The sequence below is a fragment of the Olivibacter domesticus genome, assembly GCF_900109575.1.
Taxonomy (GTDB): domain Bacteria; phylum Bacteroidota; class Bacteroidia; order Sphingobacteriales; family Sphingobacteriaceae; genus Olivibacter; species Olivibacter domesticus.
In genome coordinates, this window is sequence record NZ_FOAF01000007.1 from 152905 (window position 1) to 170711 (window position 17807).

The following is a 17807-nucleotide window of genomic DNA, read 5'->3' on the forward strand; positions in this document are numbered from 1 at the left end:
CTTATTTGACCATCCGCCCCTTCCAATAATACTTACCAGTATTTCCAGCTATGCCAATATAGATAATATAGAGCACATGCAGCATACTTAATAAAGGCAAGTTGAAAAGCAATTTCTTTCTATTGACAAAACCCGTGAGTGGAAGTAGAAATAAAAGTTCTACGCCTATCTTGGCGAATAAAGAAAATAGCAAGATGTATCCAAATTCATGGAAAAAGAGACTCAAGATAGCATTCAGCAAAATCATTACATTAAAAAGCCAAATACTGACTCCCAGTACTACAATCGCTTTATTCTTATATCTAGTACTTTTTGAAGCCCATCTTTTACGCTGTCTGATAAATGCTCGCAAATTCTCTTTCGCTTCGGTAAATACAACCGCTTCTCTCGCTTTGCAAAAACCAATACCTGCCGGATATTTTTCGGCGACCTTGTGCAGAAACAATTCATCATCACCGCTGGCTAAGTCATCAATACCTTGAAACCCTCCTAGCTCATAAAACACATCTCTCCTATATGCCAGATTGGCACCATTACAGGTAGACGGTTTATTAATACCTATTGATGCAGCGCCGAGGCCAATTAAATAAAGAAACTCTAATGCCTGCAAACGTTCAAAGTAATTTTTTTCTTGATAGTATAATACCGGCGAAGAAATAAGCTTATACCCTTTTTGCTCGTATAGTGTTACGATTGATCGTAGCCAATTATCTCCCATGTAACAATCGGCATCTGTGGCTACCATAAGCTCCCCTTTAGCTACAGCAATTGCTTTGCTAATAGCTTTCTTCTTATAAGAATTTAATTTCTCACGTTCATTTAATTGAATAAGTCGAACTCCTCTATCTGCATAAGAAGCGATAATAAGGCTGGTATTATCCGTTGAGTGATCATCAACAACTATTAGTTCAAACAGCTCTTTTGGGTAATTTTGGGCTATAACGGCTTCAATGGTTTTGGAAATGTTATCCGCTTCATTTCTTGCAGCAATCAAGACGCTAACCTTTGTTTTAACATCTTTTGAAGTATAAGGGGTATGAATAGGAATCTTTTGCCACCCCTTACGTAAGTAAAGCAATATATATATATAATATATACTTAATACGGCTGTTATCCAGCTAATTATTTGAGCGACCAAAGAAGTTAATTTTAAAGACAAATACCGAACCGATTATGGCCGGAATTATTAGATTAATAAACCAAATAGATGCTGCAGAAGCCATCACAGCCAACTCTTGCTTTGTAATGAATGCAAAAAGATATCCAGCAGTAACACTGCGGACGCCAACATCAAGCAAATCTAAAGATGGGATTGCCGATTGGACGAAAAACAAAATAAAAACCATCATCACCATCGGAAATAACGGTAAATCAGCAATTAAAACTTGCATAACAAGACAATATTGCGAAGTAAACACTATAAATCGCGCAAGTGACAAAATAAAGACATATTGAAGCTGTTTTGTTTTATATCTAGCCAACAAAGAGAAAAAACGTTGTACCTTCGATAATATCTTTATTTTATTAATAACCTTGCTGAGTAAGCCCACTTTAAAATATAATACCAGCATTGTTCCACAAAAAGCAACTGCCAATATGCAGCACCCTATAAACACAAAAAAAGGCAGTTGTTGATAATTATATAAAAACCATATGATAGCGATTGCTCCTATTATATTAGTGATCACCATTTGGGCAAAAGCCCCAACGGCCATAGCCACCACTCCAAAAATGCGTTTTCTTGGTTTTAAAAAGAATACGCGCCCACCGTATTCGCCTATTCTATTGGGTGTAAAAATGGCCCAACTAAGGCCACAAAATACAGATTCAAAAGCCTTGGCAAAGCTTATTTGTTGAATAGGCCTACACAAGTATTTCCACTTTACACATTCTAGTAGCCAATTTGCCAACATCAGCGTAAACAAAGCAGCAATAGTAATACCTATTATAGATGGTTCGAGTTCCGCTATTAGAATGTTAAACTCCCGAAGATTTTGATTATCATTAAGTTTTTTATAAACAAACCAAGCGACCAATATCAGCACACTTATCTTTATACCAATGCTTATTATTTTCTTCAGTTGAGCGTTCAATGGCAATATAGTTTTTGCAATGTTACTAAAACTTAAAGGAATTACATTTACTGCCAATGCAAAAAAGACATTTTATTACAATCTCGACATTTGATCATGTTTTATTCTTTAGTTACTTCAACCAATTTTTTTAAAAACTTCGTAATATTGCAACATGCTGCAGCGAGATGTAAAAGAGCGAATCATTCTGGGGATAGATCCGGGGACAAAAGTGATGGGATATGGCCTTATAAAAGAAACAGGAAAGCAATTATCGCTAATAAGCTTAGGAATCATCAAGCTAGGCCATTTGGATAATCATGCCCTGAAATTAAAACAGATTTTCGATAAAACCAGTGCTTTGATAGCACAATATATGCCTGACTGTATGGCATTGGAAGACCCCTTTTACGGAAAAAATATACAAGTAATTCTAAAATTAGGAAGGGCGCAAGGAGTAGCGATGGCTGCAGCATTGTCGAAAAACATAGAAATAGCAGAATACTCACCAAGAAAAATAAAGCAAGCCGTTACCGGAAACGGTAATGCATCTAAAGAACAAGTTGCTTCTATGCTGAAGAGCCTCTTGAAATTTGAGGAAGGCCCGCAGTTTTTAGATGCCACTGATGGACTAGCTGTAGCTGTTTGCCATGCTTTTCAAGGAAATAACACAATACAGAAAAAAAACTATTCCGGTTGGGAATCTTTTGTTAAGGACAATTCGCATCGCCTAAAATAGCTTTGCACTAAAAAAATGTTAAGGCCTATTCAGCGTTCGTTAATTTAGCAAGTTCATGTCTAATTTTTTCCGCGTGAACACTTAACTGTTCATCACTCAATTTTAATTTTTCTTTCGAGAAATTAATATCGCCAATATGGTTAATAGGAACCAAATGAATATGTGCATGGGGAACTTCCAATCCAACTACTGCTATGCCGACCTTTTCACAGGGAAATGCTGTTTTGATACCCGCTGCTACAATCTTTGCAAACATCCATATTCCCATATAATCTGCGTCCCCAATATCAAAGATATAATCGGTTTCCTTTTTAGGAATTACTAATACGTGGCCTTCCGCTAATGGGCTGATATCAAGAAAAGCTAAATAGTCGTTAGATTCTGCCACCTTATGTGCTGGTATCTCTCCTGATACAATTTTTGAAAAAATAGTTGACATTTTAAATTGACATTTTATCTATATGCGGTTATGGCAGGAACCGCACATAACCGCATTAATTTATCGTGATATTTCTAATACTTCGAGCTCTATCTTACCCGCGGGGACCTCAATCTCCACCTTATCTCCCACAGATTTTCCTAAAAGCCCTTGTGCTATTGGTGACTTTACTGATATCTTACCAGATTTAAGATCGGCCTCCGTTTCTGAGACCAGTTGATAAGTCATAACTGCCCCGTTTTTGGTGTTTTTAAGTTTGACAATAGACAATGCTAACACTTTTGAACTGTCTAGTTTTGATTCATCAATTAAGCGTGCGTTGGATAATACTTCTTCAAGTTTAGCGATTTTTGCTTCATGCAATCCTTGCGCTTCTTTCGCCGCATCATATTCTGCATTCTCAGACAGATCGCCTTTATCTCTCGCTTCTGCTATCGCTCTAGCGATGGAAGCTCTTCCCTCCGTTTTCAGATATTGAAGTTCTTCTTTAAGCTTCTCCAGTCCTTCCTTACTATAATATGTTATATCTGCCATAAAAATAATATATTAAAAAGTTATAGTATAAAAAATAAGCAAGACCATACTTTTTCGCTTAGTATGGTCTTGCTGTTTATCTACGAAGATAAAGCTTTTTTCTTTAAAAATCAAATTTTGCTACGCCTTTAACAGACGTTAACATATATGCTTTTGTTACGTTTCTGCCACAAATTTATACCCCATTCCTCTAACTGTTTGAAGATGTAAAGGTTTATCTGGATTATGCTCAATTTTTTTCCGAAGCCTCACAATATGCATATCGAGTGTACGCGTGTTTACGTTTGAGCTGTAACCCCAAACCACTTGCATTAATTCATCTCTACTGATCACCCTATCAATATTTTGTAAAAAATAAAGTAGTATTCTGTTTTCAAGAATTGTAAGTTCAATTTTTTTGCCATCGCGAATAAGGGAGTGAGTATTTGGATGATGTTCCGTATTTCCAAAATGTAAGCTATCATTGGCATTATTTACAAAAAACTTCACCTTATTCTCGATCATGGCAATTAAAACGTCCATGTTGAATGGTTTAGTTATGTAATCTGAAACGCCAAAGCTATAAGCATCTATCTTATCGACATCTTGCGATTTGGCTGTCATCATAATAATTAGGTTATTAAAACCTGCTTTTCTCAAGTTGGCACAAACCTCTGACCCTTGCCGTTCAGGTAGCATCCAGTCTAACAAAACAATATCAGGCTTCTGTTCCAATATCAAGGTCTCAGCGTCTTTGCCGTTAGCAGCTTGAATTACCTGATAGTGTTCAGACTCTAAGCGGTGGACAACTAGAAAACGAAGATTCTCATCATCTTCAATTACAGCAATTTTCGTGTTTTTTTGCATGGTTTTACTCTGTGCTGTTATATCAAAAAATTATCCTAAATAAGGAAGTGTTACAATAAAAGTTGATCCTTTTCCTTCTGTACTCTTCACGTGGATATTACCGTCCATAAAATTTAATAATTCTTTACAAAAAGCCAAACCTAATCCAACGCTTCCTTGCTGGTTATATTGGCTCTGCACTCTGTAAAATTTCTTAAAAATATTTACCAGCTCCTTTTTTGGAATTCCTATTCCTTTATCAACAAACTTAAACATAATTTGCTTTTTTTGCTTGAAAATTGTAATTTTTAAAGATTTCTTTCCAATTTCAGAATATTTATATGCATTGTCAATCAAATTTTGAAAAACACTCCCGAGTAGCACCCTATCAGTAAAGAATACCGATACAGCTGTTATTTGATACTGTAAGTCAAAATCTGGGTATTTTAGCTTATAACTATTAATAATTTTATCGCAAAATTCATCTAGCTCCACTTCTTCGTATTTCAATTTAATGGACTTATTCTCAATTTGGGTGAACGACAATAATGTATTCAACAAATTGTTCAACTTATCAGCTTCCTCATCCAATATTTTGCCATAATGCTTTCTAGCATCCTCTTTTAGCTCTTTCGCGCTATAAATATTATTGCCTGCAATCTTGATAACACTCACAGGGGTTTTAAATTCATGCGTTAAATTATTTACAAAATCATATTGCAGCTTAAACATTCGATTATTAAAACTGATGTTTCTGTATATTAAATAACCAATTACAAACAAGGTAAGATAACCTAAAGAAATCATCAAAGCTATCGGTAAAAAGCGCTTGTTAACCTCTTTCGTTAAATAATTTCTATGCGAGCTAAAGTATATTTTATAAGTTGCCAAGGCTCCGGGAAGTGGACTCTCTGTAGTAAGTAAGTCGGGATCGGTATCCAAGGAAGCATAAAATAATGGCTTTATTTCAATATTCTCGTATAGTTCCGGACGACTATTTGTCAATTTTAGCTCATTCGCATCTATATGATAGGTAAAAATGTCGTGTTCATAAGTAGACGTATTATACATCTCTCCTTTCACGAATTTCTTGTATGCTTTAATATCCTCTTTACGAGGAATACTCATATACGTAATTTTTTCAGGAATAACGGTATAAAAGAATTTGTTAATCTCGTCGTTATTTATGCTTCGCGAGGTATCAGTAATATCCAAAAAATTAGCTAATTTACTGGCCATACCATTAAAATCGTCAGCTATACGTAGATTCAATTTTTTGTGTTTAGCATATCTATACAAGACCTCTCCCTTTAGATTTTGCTTATTAAATTGATACACAGTCTTTGGTATTACCTTTAAACCGGTTTCGGTTGATCCTACATAAATATCATAAAAAAGAATGCTCCTAACAAACTCAAATTTCGTTAGTATTGAATCTGCGTAAACAGCTGCGGCTGTTGAATCTAAATATCCTTGATAAAAGGAAACCTCAGGGATCTTATTAAAAAAAAGATCATTATACGCAGCGATATTTTGCTCTAAGACATCCACCTTCTTACCTACAAATTCATTCTCCACTATCTTTTGCATATACTTCTTTGTTAGCGCAAGCGCGATAATAAAGATAATTGAAGCAAGGACAACAAATGACATGATTAGCCAATAATTTTTCCGGTAGTAGTATGACCTCGCCATATTAAAATACTATAAAGGCTAATTATCGCTCAAATTATTTTCAAAAAATGCCTCCAGTTGACGGTATAATTCCAACCTTGATTGCTCATCTTTAAAGTAATGCCCTTCTTTTTCTTTTAAAAAGTAATTGATAGCAATATTTTTACTTTTTAACTCTCTTACCATCTGATTAGTTTCATTCACATTTCCTCTATCATCTTTTCCTCCCTGAGCGATAAAAATAGGGCCCTTGATCTTGTCTGTATGAAATACAGGGGATACTGCTCTAAAATACTCAGATCGTTTTTCAGGATTACCTATCATTTCATAATACATTTGCAGATGAGGTTTATAATAAGGGGGGACTTCCTTTAAATAAGTAAAGAGGTTCGTGATACCAGAATAAGATGCTGCACATTTGTAAATATCGCTATGGAAACAAGCGCCGTATAAGGCGCAATATCCGCCAAAACTATAACCAAAGATACCTACACGATTAGCGTTTACTATTCCTTTTTTTATGAGGTAATCAACACCATCTGTAATATCGTCTTGAATTTTTCCGCCCCATTCGCCAAACCCCGCAGACCAAAACTCTTTTCCATAACCTGTAGAGCCTCTATAATTTGGCTGTAGTACAGCATAACCTCGGTTTGCCAAAAACTGAACCTCACTGTTATACTCCCAAACATTACGCAGAGATGGCCCATTGTGAGGCATCACGATGAGTGGCAAATTTGTTTTCGACCTCCCTATTGGTAACGTTAAATACCCATTAATTGTCTTTCCATCATTTGCACGATAGCTAATTGCCTCCATTTTACTCAATTTTACACCATTTAAAGCGCTGTTTATATCGGCCAATTTGACAAGATTATCCTCTTTAAGGCTAAACCAATACACCTCGCCGGGACTATCATCTCTGTAGGTTCTAATGACAAATCGTGTCTCTTTTTCATCCTTATCAATAATCCTTATCCAATCTCCGTTTAACCTTTTCCTTAAATCGGCATGAACTTTTTCTATGTATCTGTTAAAGTAATGCCGCTCGGGCTTCCAGGTATCGTAATCGACATAAGCGATCTCGCCGGCAACTTCAGAAAACCTTATGTTATCTAAATCTACGTCAGGATGGACATAAATTGTTTTTACTTCTTCTCCCTTATCGAGATCCATCTCCACAAGTGCCAATTTATCACGGTTAATGTTAGATAGCGCATAGATATGACTTTTTTTCCCTTTAATAAATCGTAAAGGTTTCACGGTTGTTTTAAAATTATTGTACAAAACCCGTTTAAAAGGGTCTTCTTCATTAGCACGATATAAAAGTGTTTCATTGACTCCATCGCTAGCAATCGCCAGTCTTATTTTTCCGTCAAGGTCGGCGAACCAGTTACTGATATTGCCCGGGTTCTGTGCAACCATTCTTAAATTACAATCATGGATATTTAATCTATAAACATCAAAGACAGATGAGTCCCTTCTATTTAATGAAATTAAGATTTCATCATTATTGACCAGCTCCTGATTTATCCATCTAAAACGCATTTTTGCAGGAACAATCAGGTTGCGAACGGACTTTGAACTTTTATTCACGGCATAGATACCCAGATTTTCGTCCCATGTTTTTTCTTTCCAAAAAATCAGCTCATTATTATCTGCCCAAAAATAATTTATAATATTTCGATCAGTTTCGGTAGTAATACGAGTTGCTTCCTTACTGTTTATAGACGTTATATAAATATTTTGAACCCCTTTAAAAGATTGTAAGAAGGAGATATTTTGGCCATTTGGGGAAATTTGAAAGTTATTTTTAGCAGACTTACTAAAAAAACTCTCAACAGGAACCTTCTTATCTGATTCTATGTATCGACATCCCATAAAATTCAGAAGAGACCAAACTCCTATAACAAGGGTAAAAATTCTCATGTATTAATCTTATAATATAAATCTTTCAACACCATCCTCATCAATTCTTAAAAAAAAGAAGAAGGTTAAGTTAGCAAAAGAAGAAAATTTATTCAAACCTAGCTCGTAACATTTAAAGTACACTTTGCTTCTTCGCTCGTTTCAATCAATAGAGATATTCGACAAGATTCTTATCTTAGCCGAATGGTTTTATTGAATATTACAAATATAGTATCTGATCAAAGGGTAGATCAATATATGTCCTGGTTGCAAAGGGAATATATCCCACTTATCCAGGAAACAAAACATTTCAATGAAATAAAGCTACTCAAAATATTAGATTCACCAAACGAAGGGCATTCTTTTAGTCTGCAATTAGTTACTGCTGATTTAAAATATATAACAACATTTAAACAAACATTATACATCTTATTACAACAAAAAATGCAACAGGAGCTGCAAGGACATCTTTTCTTGTTTGACAGCACAATGCAATATCTTGATTATTAATTTATGGAATTTATAAAAACACCGATAGAAGGTCTTATTGTGATTGAACCGAAGATTTGGAAAGATAGTAGAGGACACTTCTTTGAAACTTATAATGAAGAAATATTCAAAAGAAATGGTATAAATGAACACTTCGTTCAAGACAATCAATCACTCTCCAGCAGGGGAAGTTTGCGTGGTTTACATGCACAGGGCGGACTAAATGCACAAGGCAAGCTTGTGAGAGTCATAAAAGGAAGTGTGTTAGATGTTGCGGTAGACATACGGACAAACTCTGCTACTTTCGGTCAGTCTTTTCAATTAGAGCTAAGCGAATCCAATGCCAAAATGCTTTGGATTCCTGTAGGCTTTTTACATGGCTTCGTTTCGCTCGAAAATGATACGATCTTCACCTATAAAGTAACTGGAAGATATGATAAAGATAATGAATACGGAGTACGTTATGACGATCCCACCTTTCGTATCACATGGCCTTTAGAGGGCAAAGAACTCATCGTATCAGAAAAAGACTTACAATTACCCTTGTTTCAAGATACGGAAAATCCATTTTAACTAAAGTAAGGCGACGCTACCTGCATTTTTCAAGCTCGGGTAGCGTTCACTTAATTAACTGATATAATTCGTCCAGTTTTGGAGATAGCACCACTTCGATTCGCCTGTTCATACTTCTGGCCTCAGGATTACCTGCTGTATCAATAGGTGTGAATTCACCTTTTCCAGTAGCTATTAATCTGGCAGGATCAATCTGTTGTTCTTGAGTTAGAAACCGGACTACTGAGGTAGAACGCAACACACTTAAATCCCAATTGTCTTTTATATGCCCGAGGCTTCTTACCTTCTGATCGTCAGTATGTCCCTCTACAGCTATATTTATTTCAGGTTGTGTGTTTAAAACCTTTGCAAGCTCAATAAGCGCTTGTTTACCTTTTTCATCAATAACTATGCTACCTGAAGGAAAAAGAAGTTTATCTGTTAATGAAACATACACCTTCCCGTCCCTCATATCTACACTTAGTCCACTTTCTTCAAAACCTAGCAAAGCCTTCTGTAATTTATTTTTTAAGGCATTACTTGCTTCTTCTCTTTTCTTTAAAATTTCTTCCACCTCTCTTAATCGCTCTTCCCTTTCAGCAAGATCAGAGGCCAATTGCTTGGCTTGACTGGCTCTTGATGTTAAATTTTCACTAAGCGCTGTTAACTTTCTGCCAAGTGAAGCTGTATCTGCTTTTAGTCTTGCCAGTTCATCCTCCAAATTAACATTTTTAATCTGCTCAGCTTTCCATCCCTGATTTAGAGAATCTTTTGTATTTATAAGCGTTTGATATGCCTTCGGAGACATTACTTTACAAGAACTTACTACTAAAACAAAAAATAAAATAGCATAGAAATTTCTGCTGACGAATATCATGGACTGTAATAATTAATAATTTTATAAGCGCTCATCTTCTTGGTACTTTGGATTATATTTAATCTTAGGTGTTAAGTAAAACAGCAAAATAAGTCTTGAGTACCTGTAATTAAACGGAGCTAAAAGAATAATAGCTAAAAATAAAATGCCAGAATAGACCCAAGGAGATTCGCTATTCGTTATGAAATAAGTTAAAAATCCAATTAACACAACCTCTACAACTGACATTGCATAACTTATATACATAGCAGCATAGAAATATCCAGGTTCAATTTCAAACTCTAATCCGCAGTATGGGCAGATTTCATTCGTACGTTGTCGTTTGAAACCATAAGTTCCTCCTAAGAACATCTTCCCTGTTCTACATTGAGGACAACGAGCCTCTATAAGGGCTTGTACCTTACTTTTACGGGCCATGGCATTATGAAAGCCCTAATTAAGATTGACAGGATCATGCGTAAGGCCAATATGAGCTTGTTTCTTCCGATATTTTTTATACCATAAATATCCGATAGTTCCAACTGCAATATAAGGCATTGCTAACAGAAACAAAATCCCTTTATTTAAGCCCTTTCCTTGTGTGTTACCATCTTTTACAGACTGCTCGGCATTTAATGTGCACATAGCACATTGCGCTTTACTGGTATTGACGTTAACAGTTAATATTGTCAAAGAAAGTAAAAATGCAAAGCCACATAATCTAATAACTCTATTCATAACATTCATCTAAACTCTCGTCTCTTAAATAAAACAAATTTAACTATTAAAAATTACAATCTGTATGTTGTTAATAAAAACATTCGGGTGGCTTCACAGAACTAATAATAAGGAGCCATCATTAAATACACAATTACACCCGTTATAGTAACATACAACCAAATCGGGAAGCTCCAGCGCACTAATTTTTTGTGTTTCTCCACTTGCATTTTCATCCCCCGATAAAAACTAAACAGCACAAGTGGTAAAACAACAGCCGCCAAAATAATATGTGTAATAAGAATAAAAAAGTAGATGGGTCGTATAAATCCTTGTCCGCCAAATTTAGCCTCGTTACCCGTAGAATGATAAATGATATAAGAAACTAAGAATAATGCAGACAGTATAAACGTCGCTATATTCAGCTTTTTATGCGTCTGGATATCTTTTCTTTTTATATAGTACAAAGAGGTTAATAGCAAAAATGTACAAGTTCCATTAATAATAGCATTCAACTTTGGAAGGAAGAAAACCCAATCCGGAATAACTTTCCAAGTAATTAATTTACTTTGCAGCAGCACCACCACCACAAAAACAAATATTGACACCCCCCAAACTAATCTGAATATGGCCTTATCACTCATTTTTATTTACACTTATATTTCTAAATTCTTCCGTTAGCAATAATTTAACTTCGTCTATAACCTTATCAACATCGTCTTTCATAAGCGCATCATAATATCCACGTATTCGTCTATGAGAATCAAGTAGAACGATGGAAGAACTATGGCTAAAAGATGTAGTATCTTTCGGATCATATATGACATCAAGTAAAAAATCTTGCTGCGCTATTTTGGCTATATTTTCCCTGTTATCACCGATAAGAAAATTCCAGTAGGCGTATTTACCAAATTTCTGCTCTTTATAATTAGAGAGCAGCTTAACAGCATCTCCCTTCGGGTTAACCGTTATGGAGTATAGTTTAACCATTCCGTTCTTCTTGAAACGTTCGGCGACACGATGCATAGATTGATTAATAGGGCCTTCCAAAAGTTTATTGTCTAAATAAAAAAAACTGACCAATGCCACTCCCGAATCAGGTTTAAAAGTAATGGAATCATGATCACTATTTAACATAGTGAAAGGTTTCACTGAATGGTAAGTGGTATCTGGAATCTTTTTTCCCCTCTTAGTATGATAGGTGCCCGACAATTGCTTATCACCATAAAAAGGCAGTGATTTATAACGGTTTTCACCTTTTTCCTGGAGTAGATAATAACAAAATCCTGGCAACGCTAATATGGTTACCAGGATCAGTATCTTCTTTACCGAGAATGATTTTGGTTGGTTTTTCATTCAACGATTGTAATTGCCAAAAACTGCACGTGTCTAAGACAACACATGTTAACCAAATACGTGGTTTAAATGTATGCCTAAATACGACCCCTCTGTCAACATAAGTATAATGAAATAAATAATAAAGACAAAAACGATAAGCGTCGATATTATAAAACCCATTTTTTCAAACTTCAAGTGCATAAAATATGCTACGATATAATAGGCTTTTACTAAAGTCAATGCAATATATACAAAGTTAACTAATGGCCCTTTCTCAAGAGGACCGTTATAAACCAATACTAAAGCAATAAAGAACTCTAAACAGGTGATAGCCAAAAGGTAAAAAAACACCTTCCAGATTTGCTTTTTGGTCATATCAGCATGGTGCTCTTCCTGTCCGTGCTCTATATGTGAATTTTCTGCGCTCATTATCTGTTATAATAAATATGAAAGATTAAACCAAATAGAAAAATGTAAAAACAAATACCCAAACTAAATCCACAAAGTGCCAGTAAAGCCCTACCTTTTCAATCATCAAATAGGTGCCGCGCTTTTCAAAAACATTGGCAAGTGTCATGAATAATATGATAATATTGATTATAACACCAGTAGTTACGTGAAATCCATGAAATCCTGTTATTGTAAAGAATAAATTCGCGAATTGCTGGGCGCCCAATTTATCTATACCTTCATAATGCGATGGGATACTTGCCCACCAATAACCTTCATGGTGTAAGTGAGACCATTCCAATCCCTGACATCCTAAGAACATTAATCCCCCAATAATGGTAGCAATCATCCATCCAACAACCTCCTTCTTTGAATTGCGATGACCAGCTTCAACCGCTAATACCATTGTTACCGAACTCATAATTAAAATGAAAGTCATTATTCCAACAAATACAAGCGGAAAACCATGATCGGCTATGAAAGGTATCGATTGGAAAACGTCATCCGGGTTTGGCCAAGTTACCTGCGCGAAACGTTGTGCTCCATAATAAATTAAAAATGCAGAAAAAGTAAAAGCGTCTGACACTAAGAAAAACCACATCATAATTTTGCCGTATTCCAAGGCAAAAGGAGATCTACCACCATTCCATGGTCCAGATTTCACTTGATCTAATTGCGATACAGTAGTACTCATTTAATTAGTTTTATTGATTCAAAAGTAAGAAAACATATATATATATCCATAGAATATCGAGAAAATGCCAAAAAACGCTAGCAAGTTCCATTCTAAAACGATTCTTTATTAATGGCTGTTTATTATTAGCTTTAAACAGCGCATTTAACAACACAATGACACCAGCAAATATATGCGCCTGGTGCGCCCACACGAAAACGTAGATAAAAGATTGCGACGCATTATTATTGATAAACATAACGCCGCTTCTTGCCAATTCCATCCAAGCATTGTATTGCAGGACGAAAAACAAAGCCCCTAATAAAATGGTCATAACTAACCATAATTTCTGCTTTGCCAAATTCCCGATTTTAGCTGCGCTATAGCTTAAGTGAATAGTGGCACTACTCAATAAAATACTAAGCGTACTAAATATAAACGTATGAGGAAGAAGTGTTTTCAACCCTTTATCCTCTCCACCAGCAGTATATACAATGAAACCGCTAGACCATGCTGCAAAAAGCATAAATGACACCACCAAAAAAACATATAAAGAAAATTTCTTCGCTTTCAAGGTTGCTAAATAGTCATAACTATCCTTTGGCTGAACCATTATCATATCTTAATAAAATCAAACAACAATATTAATTGCATCAAAGGCAATATAAAAAAAGACGTAAACATAACTTTCCTTGCAGAAGCAAGATCCCTTTTCAAAAATAGCTGCACTGCAAAATAGGTAAATAATAATCCCATAACGAGTGAAGCAGCCGCTAATGAATAACCGGCAAAACCATACCACGTAGGTAGCAGCGAAACAGGTATGAGCAACGCCGCAGAAAGTAGTACCATAAATGCGCTAATACCATCTTTCTTAGTTGTTGGTAATAGTCTGAAACCCGCTCGCTTATAATCCTCATCTAATACCCAAGCAATGCTCCAAAAATGAGGGAATTGCCATACAAATTGTATTCCAAACAATATTAAGGGAATTTCATCAATAAAAGGCTCCTTAAATGCTGCAAAATAACCGATGAGAGGAGGTAATGCTCCCGGAAATGCGCCCACAAAAACCGCTATCGGCGACTTTTGCTTTAACGGTGTATAGATAAAAGCGTATAGTAAAATAGAAAAGACCGAAAGTACACCCGTAAGAAAATTCAGCTGTACAAGAAGCAATGTACCAACCAATCCCATTAATAAACTTAACACTAATGCCTGTCCGGATGTCATCCGGCCTGCCGGTAGCGGTCTATCTGCTGTCCGTTTCATTAATTTATCGAGATCACGCTCAATAATTTCGTTGAAACCATTGGCCGACCCTGTAACCAACAAACCACCAATGGTTAATATTACCCAGTTGATCCAGTTAATGTCTCCCTGGGCCTTACTGCCAACTAAAAAAGCAATTGAAGCCGAAAAAACCACTGTAAACGACAGTCGAATCTTTACCAATTGCTTCAAATCATTTATAAAACCCTTCACTTTAATCAATTTACTGCCCTACGTATTCACTGGTTTTGCCCAGCAAAAGCATTAGATAAAATTGCGAACCAAAAACTAAACTAGCGAGTACTAAGTGGACTGTTTGCGCATAAGCAGGAAAACCCATATATGCAAGCACAAATCCCGAAGCTAGCTGTAGGAGCACCAAAAATAGCATAACATTAGCTAATCTACTCTGTTCGCTTCTGTGCGCATACCTCGCTCTAACTAGAAAAAATAAAATCAAACTCAGTATAACAACCCCAATAGCCAAATCTCTGTGCCAATTAAAATAAGCTGACAATTGATTTACCCAGCCGGTTCTATCTAAAGAGTTCCCTGCTATAAGATCAATTTCCTCTCTTACAGTCGTTCCCAATGTTACTTGTATAACCGTTAAAAGAAGAACGAGACAAGCGAGAATTTTGAACCATCGGCTTCCTCGGTTAATCAATAAATTGTTATCTCGCAAAACCTTTGCCTGGAAATAAGTATAAATACTAATTGCCAGGATTACGAGCGCCAGTAACATATGAACGGTAATGATCCAAGCGAGTAAGTTGGTAGAAACGACGATGGACCCGAGCCACGCCTGTATAAATACAACTACCAAATTAAGTAAGCTAAAAAAAAAGATTCTTTTCTTACTTTTCAAGAATGACGTAGAGTATATAACGCATAATAATAAGAATACGCCCGTAAGAGCTCCCACTAGTCTATTGATATACTCTGTCCATGTTTTTGCCGCATTAAACTCCTCATGCTGCAAAATACTTTTATCATTCCTTATGTCATTAGCTAATTTGCCAAAGCCAAACACATCTAATGTTTTTGCAAAGCGTTCATTCTTTTTTGCCCGATTGTCAATGTACTTTTGCTCATAGCCTTCAGGCAACTGAGACTTATTTGTTGGGGGAACATATTGATCAAAACATTTTGGCCAATCAGGACACCCCATCCCTGAGCCAGTGCTTCGTACGACACCACCGGCTAGTATCAACAAAAAGAGGGATAGGATAGTAACTCTATTTACTATAACAAATCTCTTTTCACCAGGTAGATAGACACTCAATTTATTTAGCAGAAAATGGGATACCTGTTAGCAAAAGCCTAGGCAGATACCCCAAGGTTATTTTATCAAAAAAATCTTTTAATGATGAACCACACGTTCAATTCCGTGCTCCTTATCCCATTCACGTTGAATCTGTTCAGCAACGGCATCTCCCTCAAAATCATGCGGTAAATTAGACGTCATTGTTTCTGAAAAAGGAGTCGTCTGAGGAATAAAATCTTCATCATGACCAGGTTTACTGTAATCATAAGGCCAACGATAAACCGTTGGTATCTCACCTGGCCAGTTTCCATGTAGATGCTCTACCGGTGTAGTCCATTCCAGTGTATTAGAGTTCCACGGATTCTGCGTTGCTTTTTTACCAAACCAAATAGAATAAAAGAAGTTAAACAGAAATGCTATTTGTCCGAATCCAGCTATGATAGCAGCCCAGGTAATAAATACGTTTACCGTTAACCATTCTTGCATAAAAGGGAAATTCGTGAAAGAATAGTAACGACGAGGCACGCCATCTATTCCCATAAAGTGCATCGGGAAGAATACTAAATAGGCACCAATAAATGTCATCCAAAAATGCAAATATCCTAATTTGTCATTCATCATTCTACCAAACATTTTAGGGTACCAATGGTATACACCACAAAGCATTCCGCAGATAGATGCAGAACCCATAACCAAATGGAAGTGAGCCACAACAAAATAGGTATCATGCAGGTTAATATCCAAAGCAGAATTTCCCAAAAATATACCGGTTAAACCGCCCGAAATAAAGAAGGACACAAGGCCGATAGCGAAAAGCATGGCCGGTGTAAATTTTAAATTACCGCGCCATAGTGTCGCCAGATAATTAAATGTTTTCACCGCAGAAGGCACAGCAATTATCAACGTAGTGATCATAAATACCCCACCTAAGAATGGGTTCATACCGGTGACAAACATGTGGTGTCCCCATACGATAAAGGACAATACCGTAATACCAATCAAGGAATATACCATCGCATGGTACCCAAATATCGGCTTACGAGAATTTGTTGCTATTACTTCTGAAGTCAGACCTAAAGCCGGCATTAATACAATGTAAACCTCAGGGTGACCTAGGAACCAGAATAAATGTTGGAATAGAATAGGACTTCCACCCTCATTAGGAAGAATTTTACCTCCAATAATAATGTCAGACAAGTAAAAACTTGTTCCCATGCTTCGATCGAAAATAAGCAATACTACCGCCGAAACTAATACTGGGAAGGACAATAGTCCTACGATCGCTGTTAAGAATACAGCCCAAATAGTAAGTGGCATTCTCCAAAGGCTCATTCCTTTTGTACGCATGTTTAATACCGTACTGATATAGTTAATACCGCCCATCACCTGTGAAGCAATAAATAATACCATACTGGCAAGCCAAAGAGACATACCCGTACCAGAACCTGGTATAGCTTGCGGCAGGGCAGACAAAGGAGGATAGATTGTCCAACCAGCACTAGCAGGACCACTCTCCACAAAGAAAGAACTGATCATTACTACGCAAGCAGAGAAGAAAAACCAGTAAGACAACATGTTCATAAAAGGCGAGGCCATATCTCTGGCGCCTAATTGCAATGGAATGAGCAAGTTACTGAATGTCCCGCTTAAGCCTGCTGTTAATACGAAGAACACCATAATGGTTCCGTGTATCGTTACCAAAGACAAAAAGAAATCAGGCCTTATTCTACCGCCTTCAGCCCATTTACCTAAGAAAACTTCCAAAATAGGAAAATCTTTTTCCGGCCATGCTAATTGAATCCGAAATAAAATGGATAAGAACATGGCGAAAAAAGCCATGATAATACCTGTAATTAAGAATTGCTTGGCAATCATCTTATGGTCCTGGCTAAAGATGTATTTAGTCAGAAACGTTTCATGATGATGTCCATGAGCATCATGACCGTGATCGCCTGCACCTGCATATGGAATTGCTGTACTTGACATAAGCTCTTGTTATATA

The 17807-nt window shown here is 36.3% G+C and carries 21 protein-coding genes; 3 read left to right on the forward strand and 18 right to left on the reverse strand.

Annotated features, from left to right (window positions below):
• Window position 1: 1 nt before the first annotated feature.
• Entirely contained in the window at window positions 2–1138 is a 1137-nt protein-coding gene (locus BMY50_RS20870; RefSeq protein WP_238383838.1) for a glycosyltransferase family 2 protein, read from the reverse strand.
• Window positions 1119–2093, reverse strand: coding sequence for a lysylphosphatidylglycerol synthase domain-containing protein (locus tag BMY50_RS20875; protein ID WP_238383839.1), 975 nt, complete (start codon window positions 2091–2093; stop codon window positions 1119–1121). Before BMY50_RS20875 ends, BMY50_RS20870 begins: the two co-directional genes overlap by 20 nt.
• Before the next feature lie 154 nt (window positions 2094–2247).
• Here BMY50_RS20875 and ruvC point away from each other — a divergent pair, with 154 nt between their 5' ends.
• Window positions 2248–2811 carry a crossover junction endodeoxyribonuclease RuvC gene (gene ruvC / locus BMY50_RS20880; protein ID WP_093328593.1) on the forward strand — a complete coding sequence of 188 codons (564 nt, stop codon included), beginning with the start codon at window positions 2248–2250 and terminating at the stop codon, window positions 2809–2811.
• A gap of 25 nt (window positions 2812–2836) precedes the next feature.
• Here the strand turns inward: ruvC and BMY50_RS20885 are convergent, their stop codons facing one another.
• The 5 genes from BMY50_RS20885 to BMY50_RS20905 form a co-directional block, all read right to left on the reverse strand.
• On the reverse strand, window positions 2837–3250 hold the full coding sequence (locus BMY50_RS20885; RefSeq protein ID WP_093328596.1) for an HIT family protein: 414 nt from the start codon (window positions 3248–3250) through the stop codon (window positions 2837–2839).
• A 60-nt stretch (window positions 3251–3310) separates the two neighbouring features.
• A complete protein-coding gene (gene greA / locus BMY50_RS20890) occupies window positions 3311–3784 on the reverse strand; it encodes a transcription elongation factor GreA (RefSeq protein WP_093328599.1) in 474 nt (157 codons plus the stop codon).
• Between the two features lie 156 nt (window positions 3785–3940).
• Window positions 3941–4630: a response regulator transcription factor gene (locus tag BMY50_RS20895; protein WP_093328601.1), complete on the reverse strand. Its 690-nt coding sequence runs from the start codon at window positions 4628–4630 to the stop codon at window positions 3941–3943.
• 30 nt (window positions 4631–4660) lie between these two features.
• The gene (locus tag BMY50_RS20900; RefSeq protein ID WP_238383840.1) at window positions 4661–6199 is read right to left on the reverse strand and encodes a sensor histidine kinase; all 1539 of its coding nucleotides are present in this window, start codon (window positions 6197–6199) and stop codon (window positions 4661–4663) included.
• A gap of 123 nt (window positions 6200–6322) precedes the next feature.
• Window positions 6323–8212, reverse strand: a complete 1890-nt coding sequence (locus tag BMY50_RS20905; RefSeq protein WP_093328607.1) for a S9 family peptidase — start codon at window positions 8210–8212, stop codon at window positions 6323–6325.
• A gap of 183 nt (window positions 8213–8395) precedes the next feature.
• Here BMY50_RS20905 and BMY50_RS28745 point away from each other — a divergent pair, with 183 nt between their 5' ends.
• Together BMY50_RS28745 and rfbC are read left to right on the forward strand one after the other, a co-directional pair.
• On the forward strand, window positions 8396–8701 hold the full coding sequence (locus BMY50_RS28745; protein ID WP_093328610.1) for a DUF4286 family protein: 306 nt from the start codon (window positions 8396–8398) through the stop codon (window positions 8699–8701).
• 3 nt (window positions 8702–8704) lie between these two features.
• Complete coding sequence (rfbC, locus tag BMY50_RS20915; RefSeq protein ID WP_093328613.1) at window positions 8705–9253, forward strand: dTDP-4-dehydrorhamnose 3,5-epimerase; 549 nt, start codon at window positions 8705–8707, stop codon at window positions 9251–9253.
• A gap of 46 nt (window positions 9254–9299) precedes the next feature.
• Here rfbC and BMY50_RS20920 read toward each other — a convergent pair whose 3' ends face one another.
• From BMY50_RS20920 to BMY50_RS20970, 11 genes are all read right to left on the reverse strand, one after another.
• A complete protein-coding gene (locus tag BMY50_RS20920; protein WP_238383841.1) occupies window positions 9300–10040 on the reverse strand; it encodes an OmpA/MotB family protein in 741 nt (246 codons plus the stop codon).
• A gap of 90 nt (window positions 10041–10130) precedes the next feature.
• Window positions 10131–10526 (reverse strand): DUF983 domain-containing protein, encoded by a 396-nt coding sequence (locus BMY50_RS20925; RefSeq protein WP_093328619.1) that lies wholly within the window; start codon window positions 10524–10526, stop codon window positions 10131–10133.
• A 15-nt stretch (window positions 10527–10541) separates the two neighbouring features.
• Window positions 10542–10826 (reverse strand): hypothetical protein, encoded by a 285-nt coding sequence (locus tag BMY50_RS20930; protein ID WP_202907896.1) that lies wholly within the window; start codon window positions 10824–10826, stop codon window positions 10542–10544.
• Between the two features lie 101 nt (window positions 10827–10927).
• Window positions 10928–11449 (reverse strand): DUF420 domain-containing protein, encoded by a 522-nt coding sequence (locus BMY50_RS20935; RefSeq protein WP_093328622.1) that lies wholly within the window; start codon window positions 11447–11449, stop codon window positions 10928–10930.
• Window positions 11442–12161 (reverse strand): SCO family protein, encoded by a 720-nt coding sequence (locus tag BMY50_RS20940; protein ID WP_093328624.1) that lies wholly within the window; start codon window positions 12159–12161, stop codon window positions 11442–11444. The genes BMY50_RS20935 and BMY50_RS20940 overlap by 8 nt, the downstream gene beginning before the upstream one ends.
• 48 nt (window positions 12162–12209) lie before the next feature.
• The gene (locus tag BMY50_RS20945; RefSeq protein ID WP_093328627.1) at window positions 12210–12572 is read right to left on the reverse strand and encodes a cytochrome C oxidase subunit IV family protein; all 363 of its coding nucleotides are present in this window, start codon (window positions 12570–12572) and stop codon (window positions 12210–12212) included.
• 25 nt (window positions 12573–12597) lie between these two features.
• Window positions 12598–13287, reverse strand: coding sequence for a cytochrome c oxidase subunit 3 (locus BMY50_RS20950; protein ID WP_093328629.1), 690 nt, complete (start codon window positions 13285–13287; stop codon window positions 12598–12600).
• 10 nt (window positions 13288–13297) lie between these two features.
• Window positions 13298–13879: a cytochrome c oxidase subunit 3 gene (locus BMY50_RS20955; RefSeq protein ID WP_093328883.1), complete on the reverse strand. Its 582-nt coding sequence runs from the start codon at window positions 13877–13879 to the stop codon at window positions 13298–13300.
• A 2-nt stretch (window positions 13880–13881) separates the two neighbouring features.
• Entirely contained in the window at window positions 13882–14751 is an 870-nt protein-coding gene (cyoE, locus tag BMY50_RS20960; RefSeq protein ID WP_093328885.1) for a heme o synthase, read from the reverse strand.
• Window positions 14752–14761: 10 nt separating this feature from the next.
• Window positions 14762–15823 carry a COX15/CtaA family protein gene (locus BMY50_RS20965; RefSeq protein WP_093328632.1) on the reverse strand — a complete coding sequence of 354 codons (1062 nt, stop codon included), beginning with the start codon at window positions 15821–15823 and terminating at the stop codon, window positions 14762–14764.
• A gap of 78 nt (window positions 15824–15901) precedes the next feature.
• Window positions 15902–17791: a cytochrome c oxidase subunit I gene (locus BMY50_RS20970; RefSeq protein ID WP_202907897.1), complete on the reverse strand. Its 1890-nt coding sequence runs from the start codon at window positions 17789–17791 to the stop codon at window positions 15902–15904.
• Window positions 17792–17807: the final 16 nt, after the last annotated feature.